This is a genomic window from bacterium, from assembly GCA_030649055.1.
GTDB lineage: Bacteria > Patescibacteriota > Minisyncoccia > UBA6257 > JAUSGH01 > JAUSGH01.
The window spans coordinates 36180-52495 of sequence record JAUSGH010000007.1; the positions used below are offsets into that span (position 1 = coordinate 36180).

Consider the following 16316-nt stretch of genomic DNA (forward strand, 5'->3'; position numbering starts at 1 on the left):
GGGCCTCATGATGACCGCGAGAAAAATTTCCACCAAATAATCTTCAGCAGCAACACCGCGTGGCGACGGAACTCGCGCGCGTAATTAAGCTTGGATACGCCGAATTGCCGCGCCGTGAGCTCCGCGGGGATTTCAACAAACGTCCTGCCTTTGAATACCAGTTTGAACAAAATCTCCGCGTTAATTTCGTATCCCTTACTCGTTAAATGCAACTCCTTCAACTGCGGCGTCTTGTAGAGCCGAAGAATTTGATTAATGGAGGTAACCGGTTTCCCTAAAAGCGTTGCGTACACTAAATTCGCCATTTTACTCACAAACAAACGGTACGCCGGAATGTCTTTGGCGTAACCGCCCAGCTTAGGCGAACCAATGACAAAATCAACATCATTCGCCTCAAGCGCACTAAGAAGCGCGGGGATAAGTTTGGGGTGGAACGTCAGGTCGGAATCAAGAAAAACAATGAGATCGCCCGTTGCGCCCGCAATCCCCGTCCGCATCGCGGCGGAAAGTCCCTGATTTTTTTCGTGCGCGACAAGACGGACGCGTGCGTCGTGAATATTTTTTATTTCTCGCGCAGTACCATCAGCTGAACCGTCATCAACAAGCACCACTTCACTATCCATACCTAAGACATCAAGCACTGGCAAAAGCTCCGGCGCGAAACGTCGCACGTTCTCTTCTTCGTTAAAGCACGGGATGATGACGGATAATTTCATGGTATGTGTCATTCCGGGCTTGACCCGGAATCCAGTACACCTAACTTTATAATCATATTCTGGATTCCCGCTGGAGTTTATCCGCCTTCGGCGGGCGGGAATGACAGATGAAACGAAACCGCGCTATAACCCGATGTTCTTTTCTAATATATCCAGCATATTCTTCGCGACATTTTTTCCATACGGATGCCGCCAATTCGGCTTTTTCTTCGCCATAAGCTTGGTCTTCTGCAAAATAGATTTCGGCTCATAGCCGGAAAGCATGTTTGATCCGAGAGCAAGCGTCTCCTGCCGTTCGGTGTTCGGCCGAAGCGAAACAACCGGAACATGCAAAATGCATCCTTCTTCCTGTAACCCCCCGGAGTCCGTGAGAATAACTTTCGCGTGCGCGAGCAGCGCCAAGAAGTCAAAATAACCGGCCGGCTCAATAAGCGTTACTCCGCGCGGGACAGTCAACCCGAACTCGGCCATATTCTTTTTTGCCCGCGGATGCATCGGATAAATCACCGGGAGTTTGAAGTGCGCCGCGACTTGCCCCAAGCCCGCGAGAATGTTTGAGAAGTTTTTCGGGTCGTCCACCGCGCCTGCGCGATGCACCGTCGCGAGAAAATATTTTCCTTTCTCCAATCCCAACGTCTGGTGTATCACGCTCTCACGCTCGGAACGCGGGAGCATTTCCGCGACAACATCCGCAATAAGGTTTCCGGTGACAAAAACGTTCTTTGTGATACCCTCTTTCTTTAAATGCGCGCGCTGAAGTTTCGTCGGCGCAAAAATATAATTCGCGAGCCGGTCCACCACAAGCCGATTTATCTCCTCGGGCATGGTCCGATCATAGGAGCGCAGCCCTCCCTCAAGCTGGATAATCGGAATGTTCAGTTTTGCGGCGGTGAGGGCCCCAGCAATGGCGCTGTTCGGGTCCGCATACACAACAACGGCATCCGGCTTCTCTTTCATAAGCACAGCTTCAATCCCGATCATCATATTGCCCACTTGCAAGCCTTGCGTGCCCGAACCGACGCCAAGATTATATGCGGCTTGCGGCAACGCGAAGTTTTCCCAGAACACCCTGTCCATTTGCGCCGAATAATGCTGGCCCGTATGGATAATAAAAAAATCGCGCTCCCGCGCTTCAAGGCCCTTGATGAACGGAGACATCTTGATAATCTCCGGCCGCGTTCCGAAAATAAGTGCGAGTTTCGTCATCTTCTTACTCCATACTTCTTACTTCTTCCCACGCCATGCAATATAACGGTCAATACCCTCATAAATGTTTACTGCCGACTCCCAACCAAGCAACCGCTTTGCTTTAGATGAATCCGCGATCATGTTGGACGCCTCTCCAGGCCTACCGTCGGCGTAAATCACTTTTCCATTCAATTTTTTCGCGACGTACTCGGCGATGTCTTTGATACGCGTCGCGTGACCGCTCCCAAAATTTACAACCTCGCCACGAAGCTCGGGGTGGTCCAAAAGCATTTCATACGCGCGAACGACGTCGGAAATATATACATAATCACGCGTCTGCTCCCCCGTACCGAACACGGTAATCGGTTTGCCCGCCAACGCGCGGCCGACAAAAATCGGAATCACGGCGCCGAATGTCCCCTCCTTCTGTCGCTCACCAAAGATATTAAAAAATCGGGCGATGGTCACCGGCGTTTTATACGTTTGCGCGTACGCGAAACACAGCCGGTCAGCGGCAGCTTTTGAAGCGGCGTACGGGCTCATCGGACGGAGTTCGGCATTTTCCGCGACCGGCGCCCGTTCCGGCAAACCATACACCTCGCACGAAGACGTGAGGATCATCCGCGTTCCGGTTTTTTTGACTGCTTCAAGCACGTTGTATGTGCCGCGCACATTCACCTCCATCGTCTCCCACGGGTGGGCAATTGACTCGTCCACGTTGACTCTAGCGCCAAGATGAAAAACAACATCCTTCCCGCGCATAGCCTTTTCGGTCACTTCGGCATCGGTGATTGAACCCCAAAGCACGCGACAACCTTCAAGATATTGTTCGTTGCCGGAGGCCTGCGGCGTAAGGGTGTTTAACACCGTCACCGCGTGCCCTAAACCAAGCATCTTTTGCGCCAAATGCGTCCCCTGAAACCCAGCCCCACCGGTGATAAGAATGTTCATAAAAATGCAACAAATATCATATAGACAAGAGTTATACAGATGTATATACTATATACATTATCCATGCCTAACGTCAACAAATTGAAGGTCGGAATCATCGGAACCGGCAACATCGGGAGCGATTTGCTCATGAAAGTCATGCGCTCGCCGTTTTTGACGTGTGGCATGTTCACCGGACGAGATAAAGACTCCGCCGGCATCGCACGCGCGAAAAAACTCGGCGTGCCAACCTCGCACGAATCCATTAAGGCGATCATTGACGACCCTGCGTGTTGCGACATCGTATGCGACGCGACCTCGGCCGCGGTACACGCCGAGCACGCCGCGATATTAAAAAAACTAGGGAAATTCACCATTGACCTTACCCCGTCGCGCATCGGCGTGCCCTGCATTCCCATTTTAAACCTTGACGAAGCGTTGGAAGCCGATAACGTGAGCTTAATCACGTGCGGAGGACAAAGTGTCATCCCCATCGCGCGAGCGATCATGGAGGTCCACCCCGAGACCGAATACATTGAGCTCGTCGGAAGCATCGCGTCCAAATCCGCGGGTCCGGGAACACGCGCGAACATTGAGGAATACATCCGGACGACCCGCAGCGCGCTCGAAAAGTTTTCCGGCGTGCCGCGCGGCAAAGTCATTCTTATCTTGAACCCCGTGGAACCGCCAATTCATATGCACAATACGGTGTACGCGCAGATTCCGCATCCGGACATTCCCGCATTGCGTAAAAAAATTATGGCCGTCGTGAAACGCATCCAAGCATATGTGCCCGGTTATCGTTTGTCGGTAGGACCTATCGCGCGGCAAGACAGAGTCACCGTTGTGACGGAAGTTGTTGGTGCCGAAGATTTTTTGCCGGCGTACGCGGGCAATCTTGATATCATCACCTGCGCGGCCGTCAAAGTCGCCGAAGCGTACGCCGAAAAGCACGTGGCTGGGCGACGCAAAAAGCGGTAACTTCAAACACTGACGCCATGAACGACATCAAAATTTTTGATTCAACCCTGCGCGACGGCTCGCACGCCATCGCGCACACCCTAACACCGGAAAACGTCGCTCGGTACTGCCGGGCGATTGACGGCTCCGGCGTGCACGTGGTCATCGTCGGGCACGGGAACGGTCTTGGCGCCTCATCACTTCAAGTGGGACTTTCTTCCGCGTCAGACGAGGCACTGCTCAAAGCCGCGCGCAAAGAATTAAAACACACAAAGCTGGGTGTCCTTATTTTCCCGGGCTTTGGCACCATCGAAGACGACCTGAAACCGGCGCTCGCGCTCGGCACGGACGTCATACTTGTCGCGGCGCACTGCACCGAGGCAGACCTCACCGCGCAATACATTTCTTACGCGAAGACGCAAAAAAAAGAGGTGTACGGAATGCTGATGATGTATCACATGACGACCAAAGAGCGCTTGCTTACGGAAGCTAAAAAAATGGAAGGGTATGGCGCGCAAGGGCTGCTGTTAATGGACTCCGCCGGCGCCTCAACTCCCGCGCTGGTCAAAGAAACCGTTTCCCATCTCGTAGGAAACCTCTCTATTCCCGTGGGGTTCCACGCGCACAATAATTTGGGGATGGCGGTCGCGCACACATGGATCGCTCTCGAAGCCGGGGCGCGTATCGTTGACGGCACCGTCAAGGGTTTTGGCGCGGGCGCGGGCAATTGCGCGCTTGAAGTCTTAACCGCGCTGCTGCAGAAAATGGGTTATAAAACGCCGACGAATCTCTATAAACTCATGGACGCGGGCGATGAACTGGAGCGCTCCATTATGAAAAAACCGCAGGAGATCAGCTCCATCAGCATCGCAAGCGCTCTCGCCGGTGTATTTTCCGGCTTTGCGCGGCCAGTGAAACGCGCGGCGGAGATCTATGGCGTTGATCCGCGCGACATCTTTAAGATATTGGGCGAGCGCCGCATTATCGTCGGGCAGGAAGACATGGTGTTTGAAATCGCCATGGAGCTGGCTAAACTGAAGAAGGGCAAAAGCAATAAAGCAATAAAGCAATAAAACGCTACCATGAATGTTGCCGATTTTCTCTTAAAATATTTCAGCGACCGCGGCGTCACGCACGCGTTCCTCTTGCCCGGCGGGCATGCCATGTTTTTAAATGATGCGCTCGCAAAAAATAAACAACTGAGCTACACCTGCCTGCTTCATGAACAAGGCGTCGCAATGGCGGCAGAGGCCTACGGACGCGCATGCGGAAAACCCGCAATCGCGATGGTAACCGCCGGCCCCGGAGCGACAAACGCCATCACGGGGGTTGTTGGCGCGTGGGTGGACTCTTCCCCTATGATCATCATCACAGGCCAGTCCGATCTGAATATTGTGCGACGCGCCGAAAAAACAGGCATACGCCAGCTTGGCGCGCAAGGCATTAGTATCCGCGCCATGGTCACGCCAATCACCAAATATTTTGTAACAGTGGACAGTCCCGCAAAGGCCGGCGCATATGCCGCGAAAGCGTGGGAAGCGCTCCACGTCGGACGTCCCGGCCCGGTGTGGCTTGAGGTGCCGCTGGACATCCAGCGCTCCGAAGTTCCGCCGGCGGTCGTTCGCGCGGCAGAACACATCACCGCGCCACGCGACGTGCATCGCGTGACACCAACGCTCGCCAAATATGCAGCTGAGGTGTACAAAAAAATCACGGAGGCAAAGCGACCGCTTTTCATCTTCGGCCAAGGCGTGCGCCTTTCAGGCGGCGTTTCGGAATTTGAATCGGTAATCAAAAAAATAAAAATTCCTCTTATCACCTCCCGCCTGGGGCTGGATATTATCCCAAGCGACCATCCCGCCTTCATCGGCCGCCCGGGCACATATGGCGACCGCGCCGCAAATTTAGCCGTACAAAACGCTGACCTTATTGTGGCCGTCGGCTCGCGCCTTGCGACTTCAATGACGGGATACAACGTAAAGGATTTTGGCAGGAACGCGGGCATTATTCTTGTGGACATTGACGAAAAGGAATTAAAAAAACCCGATCTCCGCCTCGTTATGCCAATCAAAGCCGACGCGAAAGCGTTTCTTGCGGCACTCGCAAACGAAGCAGGCGCGAAGGGCGACATTGAGCGCGCATCTTGGCTCGCCATCGCCAAGGGTTGGAGAAAAAAATACCCTGTGGTGCTTCCGGAATATAAAACACAAAATCCGGTAAACACATATTACTTCGTGGATCGGCTCTCCGCGCTGGCGCCCGAAGGAGCGCAAATTCTTACGGACACCAGTTCAATCTTCCACGTAAGCGCGCAAGCGTGGAAGATTAAAAAGGGTCAACGCTATATCACGACCGGCGGCATTTCCACTATGGGCTACTGGGTGGCGAGCGTGGGCATGTGCATTGCGAACAACAGGAAACCCACGATCGTACTTGTCGGTGACGGCAGTTTGGAAATGAACATCTACGGATTCGCAACCGTAAAAGGAAGCAACCTTCCGATTAAGATATTTGTCTTAAATAACAACGGCTACCTGCTCATCCGCCACACGCAAAAAAACTTTTTTGAAGGACGCATGATCGGCGAAAGCCCTGCCTCGGGCGTCACGCTCCCCGATGTGCGAAAAGTCGCCGAAGCGTATGGCCTAAAAACCATGCGCATCAACTCAGCGAGCGAGGTAGATCAAAAAATCAAAGAAATGCTCGCCTACGACGGCCCCGTGGTGTGTGAAGTCATGACCCCCGAGTGGCAATTTATTATGCCGAGAGTCGGCGGGATGAAACAAGCGGACGGAAAAGTTGTGCCGAACAGGTACGAGAACATGTCTCCCCCGCTTCCGCCGGAGGAATTAAAAGCGAATATGATCGCGGAGTCGGGGCGATCGTCATTGCGAGCAAAGCGAAGCAATCTTACATAAACTATTTATGAAAATTTTTCTTACCGGCGGCGCCGGATTCATCGGAAAAAACATCATTGAACAGCTCGGCAAAGTGCACGAGATTATTGCGCCCACGCGCGAGGAGCTTGACCTCACGAACTCCGAGGCGGTATTCACGTTCCTCAAGAAACATCCGGTGGATGTCGTGATTCATGCCGCAAACATCGGCGGTACGCGCAAGCAACAGCACGTCTTCGGCATCACGCACACGAACCTCAAAATGTTTTTCAATATTATCCGCGCGAAACCATTTTTCAAACGCATGATCACGCTCGGATCCGGCGCGGAATACGGCAAGCAACACCCCATCATGAACGTGAACGAAAACAATTTCAGCACCCACGTTCCCGACGACGAGTACGGCCTCTATAAATACGTTTGCGCGGAGTACGCGTCAAAGGTGGACTACATCACGCACGTGCGACTCTTCGGAGTGTTCGGAAAATACGAGGATATCCAAATCCGCTTTATTTCCAACGCCATCTGCAAGGCGCTTTCGGGCATGCCCATCACCATTCGCCAGAACGTCGTGTTTGATTACATTTTCGTTGACGACCTCGTGCGGATACTGGACGCGTTTGTCCGCCGCAAACCGAAAGAAATATTTTTCAACACCGGCCGCGGTGAAGGCGTAGATCTTCGGACCATCGCGAAAAAAGTCATTCACGAAGTCGGCACGAAAGTACCCGTGCTCGTGCAGACGCCGGGACGCGCGAAGGAATACACCTGTTCAACCGCGCGCCTCAAAAAAACGTTGACGCACTTCTCATACACGCCGCTCGATATCGCCATCGCGAAACTTGTCGCGTACTACCAAACTATCCTCCCCACGATTGACCGCGAACTACTCACGCGCGACATTTAACTTTCGTCAGAACACGCACGAGCGCTATCGCGCCGATACATAAAGATTTTCCCGACGTCGCCCTGAAATGCGTAGCATGGTGGGATTCTTTCTATTTCAGGTCCGGAATTCCTCGGGACAAAAATTGTTGAAAAAACACCCCGCAGGAGCTTTGCCTCATTTTCTTGCCCCACAATAAACCGGTCGCTCATGCGGATGTATTGGTAAAACGCGCTTGACTGGTGCCGCGCGGCAATCTGCGGCAAATTGTAGAAAAACACGTTATTGTCGCTGCGTAACGCTTCAAGGTGTGACCCTATCGTTACCGGCAACACGTCCCGGACACGGCTCCCCTCCTTCCAAAGCGGAACAAGCTGCGCTCCAATAAATACGGCGATGAGCGCCGCAAAAAACTTAAGACGCAACCCGTCACGTTTCAGCGCAACGCCAAGCATCGCATCAATGCCGGGCGCGAGGAAAAGAAAAAGCATGATGTGCGCGGGATAAAAATAACGATACCATCCTTCGGTGCGCACATAGAACGCGAGCGTCAGGAGCGCGAAAAGAAATGCCGCGATTTCCGCCATCGACACTCCTCTCTGCTGCCATATTTTTTTAACAAGAAACGCGAATGCGACGAGGAACAATACAAGCAAATGTGCAGGTGTTGATTCAGTAAAAAAACGCGCTATATTCGCCGCAATAAGCGGAACAAAATCCGCGACGTAATACGGATTCGCGTAATGCCCGAAAATTCGCGCGAGGGAGGACGCCCCGCCAAACTGCGTGAATATCCACCACAAAATGGCCCCAACGCATCCTAACGCAAGCCAGAGCGTTTGCCGCCGGCCCTCGGGCGTAAGTACCATACGGCGCGCATTAAAAAGCAGTGCAAGAAATAACGCGGGTAGTATAACGAGAAACGTCGGCTTCGCGCTTGCCGCGAACCCCAACACAACACCGGAGGCGGCAAAAAGTACCGACGATGCCTTTGCGGATTGCTCGGCGTACAGAAGTAACAGCAAGCCAGCCACTAAAAAGAACAGCGCGGGCGTTTCCCCGGCAAAGCTTTTTCCGTTGCCATAGAGCGGCGTAAAAGTTGTAAGCAATGCCGTTCCAACGCATGCGATCCGATTCCCGTAGAGTTTCCGCGACAGAAAGAAGAAAGCCACGACAAGTCCAAGCGCGAAAAGCACCGCGACAATGTGAAACACCGTAACGGAAAATCCGAAGATCAAGATTGCCGCGACCGCGGGGTAAATCGTCGGGTACCCCATCGTGATAAGCGCCGCGTTATAAAACGTGCCGGGAGCGATTTCTATACCCCAAACACCCTGCTCCGCAATGTTCCGGACAAGCTGGACAAAAATCCCTTCGTCAAACCAAAATTCAGGATTCCACACGGAAAAATACAAAAACGCCGCAGCGGTGAATCCGAATAACAATGCCGCAACAAGGATGTATCGTCGATTTATCATAGTGAGGCACTTTGTCATTCCGGACTCGATCCGGAATCCAGTTTGCCAAGTCCTGGATTCCCGCTGGAGTTTACCCGCCTTTGGCGGGCGGGAATGACACGCTAAAAACTTTCCATAAATTTAATAATCTGCAGCGCGCGGTTTTCCCAGCTATATTCCCGAACATGGTTCTGCGCGGCAAGCGCAATCTGGTGCGCCGCATGCTCATTGTGAAGTACGGCAGCAATTCCACCGGCAAGCGCCAAAGAGTCATCGGGGTGGACAAAAATTGCCTGCGACTCATTAAGCACCTCGCGAATCGACGGGAGATCAGAGGCGACAATCGGCGTACCGGAGGCCATATATTCAAAAAGCTTCATCGGAGAAGTATAGCGCGCGCCGATGGCTGTTTTGCCACTGGTGGGAAGCACGAGTACGTCCGCCGCCTTGAGCCACAACGGAATCTCGGAGGAACTCCGCCATCCCAGCACGTGCAGGTTTGCCGAAGGGAACCGCCGATTAAATGCCTCCGTGTCAGCCAGTGTTCCGCCGACAACATACACATGTGTATCGGGTGGAAGTTCTGCCGCCGCGCGAGCTAAGACATCGGCTCCTTTCCAATCATACAAATGGCCGGTATACGCGACAATTTTTTTATCAGCCGGGAGATGCAGTTTCGCGCGACATTCATCGCGACTCGCCGTAATATAAAATTTCTTCATATCAACCGCGTCGCGCGCGAGTAAAATCTTTTGCTCCGGAACGCCAAAGGCGATAAGCGCCTTTCGCAACCCGTCGCTAATCACAACAATTCCTTTTGCGCGCCGCCAGGCGCGACGGTGCAGCCAGTTCTCACGCTCCGGCAACGAATGGATTTCGTAAAAAACCGGCACACGCGTCAACAATCCCGCCGCGACGGCAAGGTCGCGCGTATAATACGCGTCATATGTATTGAAAAGCAGATGCCACCACAAGGCCTTTATAAAACTCATGCTCTCTAATACAAATCCGAGTTGTTTCAAAAAAGGCAACGCTAAAAAATCCGCAACAAAAATCTTACGGATTGAAAAGTTGCGCGGGACACCGTAGAAAACAAAAGGGTCGTCTTTGAGCATATTCAGGCGCCGCGGAACCACAAGCGTCACAGCATTTCCTGCAGCCGCAAACGCCGCACACATATGCACCACCTGGATGCCGTGCGCCTTTTCGGTCGGAAGGCGGATATTTGCAAGATAAGCGATTTTCATGATGTTGGTTGCCGGCGGATAAATTGTTCGTACCATAACTCCCACATAACAATCGCCCAAATCATATTAAGATTATACCGCTCTCCCGTAACATGCGCCTCAAACATCCGCCGGACTTCTTCACGATTGAAAAACTCTTGCGGAATGTTCGCGAGGATATCTCGAACCCTATCTTTCAGCTCGCCGCGCATCCACTTTGCCATAGGCGTAAACCAGCCGCGCTTCGGCTCACGCGCCACATGCGGCGGCAGATAGTCCGCGATCGCATCGCGCCAAATGCGCTTGCCCTGGAAATGCCTTCCGGTATTCCCTAAAAGCGAAAACTTCCATCGCGTGGGAATCTTCGCGGCAAGCTCCGCGAGCCGATAATCCAGCATAGGTACTCGACACTCAAGTCCATGACCCATCGTCATTTTATCCGACCGCATCAGCGACTCGTCCACCAGCCAGCTCTGCCGATCAATGTTCATGAATACTTTCTCAAAATCGCGCGGTTGCGCCGATGCAAAATACCGCTCGCTAAAATGCCTCGTGATTGTCTCGGGGTCGCTGACGTCACGCGAAAGCACGCCGACTACATTATTCTCTTTTTCCGCGAGGAACGCGACCACGCGCGACGCATCCGCCGGAAGTCGCAGCTTTTGCGCGTTGTTTTTCCCGAAACAACCCGCAAGCGCGGAGTGGAACGGCAGCCGCTGGAACGCGGTAATCGCGCGGCTGTACCAATACCGCGGATAACCGCCGAAGAGCTCGTCTCCCCCGTCGCCGCCCAAAACCACCGCCACGTTTTCCTTCGCCATTTTTGACAACAGATACATCGCGCCCGCGGTCGGGTTAAAATTTGGCTCATCCAGGTGCCACGCGATACGTTCCAAATTATCACCGATATCTTTTGCCCCGATCATAAGCTCGTGATGCTCTGCTCCGTAGTGCGCCGCGGTCATCCGCGCGAGGCGAACATCAGCATTAAATTTATCCCGCTGCACATCAACGTCAAACCCCACGGAAAATGTCTGCGCTTTGCCCGCGGCGGCAACAACCGAGCCCAACACCGCTGTGGAATCCATGCCTCCCGAAAGAAACACACCGACGGGTCTGTCGGAAATAAGCTGACGCTTTACAGAGTCGTCAAACAACCGCCGGATCTCACGCCGTGCTTCATCACGCGAGACAACATCCGTAAAATCCGTCACCTCCCAATACTTTTCGATCGTCAGCTTTCCGTTTGTGAATACGGCGCGGCTCGCCGCGGGAAGCTTGAAAATATTTTGAAACATCGTAAGCGGCTCCGGCACATAGTAAAGATGAAAATAAAAATTCATCGCCTCCTTGGAAACCGCCCGAGCGATATCATGCGCAAGAATCGCCTTAATCTCCGATGAAAAAATAAATCGCGCCTGCCCTGAGCTCGTCGAAGGGTCAAAGTAGTAGTACAGCGGCTTCACGCCCGCGTGATCGCGCGCGAGAAACAGTTCTTGCTTCGCCGCGTCCCAAATGGCAAACGCAAAAATGCCGTTGAACTTTTTGACGCACTCTTTCCCCCACTTCGCGTACGCCACCAAAATTACCTCGGTGTCGCTCGCCGTGCGGAACGGATAACCGGACTTTAACTCTTCTTTCAACTCACGGTAATTGTAAATCTCACCGTTAAAAACAATAACCAGCCGCCCATCCGCGCTTTTCATCGGCTGGCTGGCGGCAGAACTCAAATCAATAATGCTCAAGCGGTCGTGGCCGAGCGAAATTCCATCTGCAACAAAAACATCGGTCCCATCGGGTCCCCGATGAACTGTGGCGGCGTTCATGCTCTTAATGAGCGCCTCGTCTTTGAAATTAAATCCATTGATGCTACACACGGCAATATTTGCTTAATTGCTTAATTGTTTTATTGCTTTAACGACCATCGTTGGTCCATTCGACCGAAGCGCGAACATTTTCAATAGTCCACCGCCGAAACCGTTCGTGATGTCATCGGAGTTATCCGCAGAGCCCGAAAATATTCCAACAGTTTCGCCTAAGCTCGCGAGATGGTCGGAAATGCCATACCCTGCAACAAATTCCGGACTATACAGAAGATACGCGTAATCATTCGCCTGCATATATTCGGAGAGATGGTCGGTGAATGGGCCGGGCTGCGCGGCGAAAAGATTCAGCGCGTGGTAGCGCGGCGAGGGCAGCAGCTCCTCCGGCAACGCTTCAGTCGCCACGTCCGCGCTCCGAAGCGAGCCGGGGTCAAGGCGTCGCTGTTCTTGAACCGCATCGGCGGTCGTGGGAATCCGCATCAGGCGCGCGAATGTAACCACTTTTTCTCCGGCTGGAACATTTGCCGCAGTCCACTCTGCCGCCTGCACGCGCGTATCATTTTTGAGAAGCAGCGAGTCAAACCGCAGCACTCCCGCCGCCATCGTTCCAAACACAACGACACCAAGGCCATACGCAAGAAACCTTGAACGCGCCGCAATCCACATAGTTGCTTCGTGCATCCCGTACCCCGCGACAAGCGCGAACAGCGGATAAAGCATCAGGATGTACCGGTCCATGTGAAAGAAGAACAAGTAGAAGACGGCGATATAGGCGAAAGAAAAGAGCGACGCAACCGCAAAAAACCTGCGCTTGCGGAGGAATGCGTAAAGCAACCCCGCAATAATAAACACGAAAAACGCCGACTCCGTTTCAATGAGCTTTTTTGCATAAAATCCGTATCCCGCGAAAAATCCAATAATGCTCTTTGCTCCCCCAACAACATTCTCCGCGTGCACCACAAGTCCCCCGGGATAAAGCGCGTAAGCCAGTGCCACAAGTGCCGTAAAAAGCAGCGCGCTCCCGTAAACCCACCGCTCCCTCAAAGACAGCCGGTCATACAACAAAAACCACAGCGCGATAAACAACGCCGAAAGTCCGGCCTGGTAGTTGATACCGACACCTATGCCGGCAAAAAGCGTGGCGAGGAGGTAGCGCCGCCGCGCCGCAATATCAGCGCGGGAAAGCACGTACATGACGAGCGCAAAGAAAAACGTTGCCGGAACCCAATGTCGCGCCCAATGCGAAAAATTTGCATGGAGAAAACTTAATGCCAAAAATGCGGCCGAATATAGCGCGGGCGCTTCCGCCGCAAAAACATTCTTCCCGATTTTATAAACAAGCCAAACCGTCGCGGTGCCGAGGACGACACTCGCGAGACGCGCGGCAATAAAAAGCGCCGAGGGGTCAAGCGTTGTTGCGGAAATAAACTGCGGGAACGTCCCGGAAAACAGCAAATATTTTATCACGAGCACGGGAATAAAAAGTACAAGGTAGATGTAGGAAAGATATGGCGGAAAATAGAGAATGCGCCCGAACTCCGCGGCATGAAGCGCCGGCACTAGGCTACGGAGCTCCATCATCTTTAGCGCTCCAAAAATAAACGGCGGCTCGTCCGAGACAAGCCACATCGGCAAACCGTAAGAAATCCCCGCAAGACGCACGAAAAACGCAACCGCGATAATCAAAAGTAACGCGATTTTGAAGCGAGACATATGATAACTATAACATCCCCTATCTCACCTTTCCCGGCTTTTTGGAGTCCAAAAACTTCTTGAACGTGGCCTTCACGTAGCTGAGCATCTTTGGCGTGATGCATTGGTGCGCGCCGATGACAAACGAGTCGCGCATGATCTTATCCGCGTTCGCGAGTGTCCCGACAATGCGCCGCGGCGTGTCTTTGTATCCCGGCTGGCGCAAGATGTTTCCCGCGAACAAAAGACGTGTCTGGATATTTGCCGCCTCAAGATAACTCACCAGCTCAAGACGCGTAAACGGAACATTGTCCTTGAGCGTCAGCGGAAACGCGAGCCATGCCACCTTCGCCTTCGGATGCTCTTTCGGCAAAATAAAGTAGTCCTCGTACCCGCTGAAAAAGTTGTAGAGCCCGTCAAACACCGCGCGACGCATACCGATAAACTTATTCAGTTTCTTGAGCTGCACCAACCCGAACGCGAACATCATCTCCACGGGCTTTAAGTTGTGGCCCATGTGCGTGTAGGTGAACTTGCGGTCATAAGATATACCGGTCAACTCCGTCGTGAAACGCTCGCTGATATCCTCGTTATTATCCAGCGCCGCTCTTCCCCATTCGCGGAACGCATACGCAGTCCGCCAAAACTCCGGTTTTGACATGCAAAGAATTCCGCCGCCTCCGCCCGCGGTCGTGATGTGCGAGGCGTAAAAACTGGAGGTCGTCATGTCGCTATAGGCGCCGGTCGGCTTTCCGTTGAATGTCCCGCCAATGGTGTCACAGCTGTCCTCAACAAGATACAGGTTATGTTTTTTACAGAACGCGCTCAGCACTTCCATATCATTCAAATTGCCGAGCGTGTGCGGAATCATCACCGCGCGCGTCTTGGGCGAAAGCATCTTCTCCAAATTTTTGAGGTCAAGATTGTAACTACCAATCTCTGAGTCCCCGACCACCGGCATGCATCCGGCGAGCAATATCGCGCTATAGGTTGTGGGGAAAGTACAGGCCGGAGTAATCACCTCGCTTCCTTCAGGCAAGCCCAGCACTTTAAACGCAAGATAATCCGCCGAAGAACCGGAATTGACCACCAATCCGTGCGTGTGCCCAAAAATGCCCGAAACTTTTTGTTCAAACTCCGCGACATATTTTCCCATCCCCAGCCACCCTTCTTCTAAGCACTTCACAACGGCGTTAATCTCCTCTTTGCCGTACGACGCCTGCGCGTAATACACCTTGTCCTTTCCGGGTTGAAAAGTTTTTTTCATATTAAAAATGCCGTAATACTGCTTCGCCGCGGATTTTTTAGAGGGTTTCATATTGTTGAATTATAGAATAACAATATAACAAAAGACAAGGCGGACGGGTCACACGTCGCCACCATCAATAAGGATAAGTCACCGTACTCATTTTTTGCAGCATATTGGAGCGATGCGTGAAATTCCCGAGTAAAGAAATCACGAAGTCGGAACAATGGCGCTGTATGAATCCCGAAGTCCGCCTAAGGCGGGCGGAGGTTGAGTTCGCCTTGTTCCGTCACCTTCGCGATTTTTTACGAGGAGAATTTCCGCAAGCGGAAATCGTTGCAAAAAATGGGCGCGGTGACCTATCCGGACAACTTCTTGTATGCCTCGATAACCCGCGACAATCCCGTTTTATAATCTATCTTCGCCTTCCATCCCAACGCATTGATTTTGGAAGTGTCGGCGATAAAGTTACCAACGCCCACCGCGCGGTGAAACGCCGGCGGTTCCATTTGCACAAGCTTAGAACGCCGTCCGGTATACTCCAACACATAGTCCATCATTGTCCTAAACTTCACCGGCGAACCATATCCGATCAAAAACGTGTCGTTCTTGGCATGTGACTCCAGAAATCGCAGGGCGTCAATAACATCATTCACATAAATATAGTCGCGGTAAAAACTTCCGTCGCCATACATGGTCACCTCCTCGCCCTTCACCGCGCTCATAATAAGAAAACTCAAGGCGCCCTTCTTCTTTTGCGTAAAATCCTCCCCTTCGGCATACACATTCGTGAGACGCGTAATGAGGTACGGGATGTCGTACAGCCGCGCGTAGAGCTTGATAATGCTTTCGGCGCAAAGTTTTGTCGCGGGGTAGAGCGCCCGCGGGTCCGTCGCGCTTTCTTCGTTCACGGGTTTGCCCCCGCTTTTATCGCACGTGTTACCGTACACAAAAAACGTGGAGGGATAGATGACGAGCGGTTTTTTTGCCATATCCTTCACCAGCTCCAGCAGCCGAATGGTCCCTTTGAGGTTGGTGTCAACGTCAATATACGGGTTATCAAGCACATGATAATTGTGCACCGTGCTCGCGCAGTGATAGATGACGTCCGCACTGTCTATGTCCGCGGCTTCAAGCGCGTTGAGGTCTTTCAACACAATCCGCGCATCTTTTCGCGTCAGCCGATCTTTAGGGGCGCCGGCGCGGTCAATCACGGTCACATCCCCCTCCACGCTATTTGCAAGCAATGAGCCGATAAGCCCGAGCCCTCCGGTTATAACGTATTGCTTCATTGC

13 protein-coding genes are annotated in these 16316 nt (G+C 52.7%); 4 read left to right on the plus strand and 9 right to left on the minus strand.

The window, feature by feature from the left end:
* Window positions 1-5: 5 nt before the first annotated feature.
* The 3 genes from Q7R85_01910 to Q7R85_01920 all read right to left on the minus strand — a co-directional run bounded on the left by Q7R85_01910 (window position 6) and on the right by Q7R85_01920 (window position 2855).
* A complete protein-coding gene (locus Q7R85_01910; protein MDO8584857.1) occupies window positions 6-716 on the minus strand; it encodes a glycosyltransferase family 2 protein in 711 nt (236 codons plus the stop codon).
* Between the two features lie 123 nt (window positions 717-839).
* Complete coding sequence (gene wecB / locus Q7R85_01915) at window positions 840-1922, minus strand: UDP-N-acetylglucosamine 2-epimerase (non-hydrolyzing) (GenBank protein ID MDO8584858.1); 1083 nt, start codon at window positions 1920-1922, stop codon at window positions 840-842.
* Between the two features lie 18 nt (window positions 1923-1940).
* Entirely contained in the window at window positions 1941-2855 is a 915-nt protein-coding gene (locus Q7R85_01920) for a GDP-mannose 4,6-dehydratase (GenBank protein ID MDO8584859.1), read from the minus strand.
* A 63-nt stretch (window positions 2856-2918) separates the two neighbouring features.
* On the opposite strand from Q7R85_01920, the gene Q7R85_01925 reads away from it, so the two are divergent.
* From Q7R85_01925 to Q7R85_01940, 4 genes are read left to right on the plus strand one after another with little or no spacing between them, the layout of a single operon-like run.
* Entirely contained in the window at window positions 2919-3815 is an 897-nt protein-coding gene (locus tag Q7R85_01925) for an acetaldehyde dehydrogenase (acetylating) (GenBank protein MDO8584860.1), read from the plus strand.
* A 17-nt stretch (window positions 3816-3832) separates the two neighbouring features.
* Complete coding sequence (gene dmpG / locus Q7R85_01930) at window positions 3833-4867, plus strand: 4-hydroxy-2-oxovalerate aldolase (GenBank protein MDO8584861.1); 1035 nt, start codon at window positions 3833-3835, stop codon at window positions 4865-4867.
* 9 nt (window positions 4868-4876) lie between these two features.
* Window positions 4877-6712 carry a thiamine pyrophosphate-binding protein gene (locus Q7R85_01935; protein ID MDO8584862.1) on the plus strand — a complete coding sequence of 612 codons (1836 nt, stop codon included), beginning with the start codon at window positions 4877-4879 and terminating at the stop codon, window positions 6710-6712.
* Between the two features lie 7 nt (window positions 6713-6719).
* On the plus strand, window positions 6720-7598 hold the full coding sequence (locus tag Q7R85_01940) for an NAD(P)-dependent oxidoreductase (GenBank protein ID MDO8584863.1): 879 nt from the start codon (window positions 6720-6722) through the stop codon (window positions 7596-7598).
* Here the strand turns inward: Q7R85_01940 and Q7R85_01945 are convergent.
* The 6 genes from Q7R85_01945 to Q7R85_01970 form a co-directional block, all read right to left on the minus strand.
* The gene (locus Q7R85_01945) at window positions 7595-9055 is read right to left on the minus strand and encodes a glycosyltransferase family 39 protein (protein ID MDO8584864.1); all 1461 of its coding nucleotides are present in this window, start codon (window positions 9053-9055) and stop codon (window positions 7595-7597) included. The genes Q7R85_01940 and Q7R85_01945 overlap by 4 nt on opposite strands.
* Before the next feature lie 101 nt (window positions 9056-9156).
* The gene (locus tag Q7R85_01950; GenBank protein ID MDO8584865.1) at window positions 9157-10317 is read right to left on the minus strand and encodes a glycosyltransferase; all 1161 of its coding nucleotides are present in this window, start codon (window positions 10315-10317) and stop codon (window positions 9157-9159) included.
* Entirely contained in the window at window positions 10278-12137 is a 1860-nt protein-coding gene (asnB, locus tag Q7R85_01955; GenBank protein ID MDO8584866.1) for an asparagine synthase (glutamine-hydrolyzing), read from the minus strand. Before asnB ends, Q7R85_01950 begins: the two co-directional genes overlap by 40 nt.
* Window positions 12138-12149: 12 nt before the next feature.
* Window positions 12150-13796 carry a glycosyltransferase family 39 protein gene (locus Q7R85_01960; protein ID MDO8584867.1) on the minus strand — a complete coding sequence of 549 codons (1647 nt, stop codon included), beginning with the start codon at window positions 13794-13796 and terminating at the stop codon, window positions 12150-12152.
* Between the two features lie 19 nt (window positions 13797-13815).
* Window positions 13816-15093, minus strand: a complete 1278-nt coding sequence (locus Q7R85_01965; protein ID MDO8584868.1) for a DegT/DnrJ/EryC1/StrS family aminotransferase — start codon at window positions 15091-15093, stop codon at window positions 13816-13818.
* A gap of 287 nt (window positions 15094-15380) precedes the next feature.
* Window positions 15381-16313 (minus strand): NAD(P)-dependent oxidoreductase, encoded by a 933-nt coding sequence (locus Q7R85_01970; GenBank protein MDO8584869.1) that lies wholly within the window; start codon window positions 16311-16313, stop codon window positions 15381-15383.
* Window positions 16314-16316 lie beyond the last annotated feature (3 nt).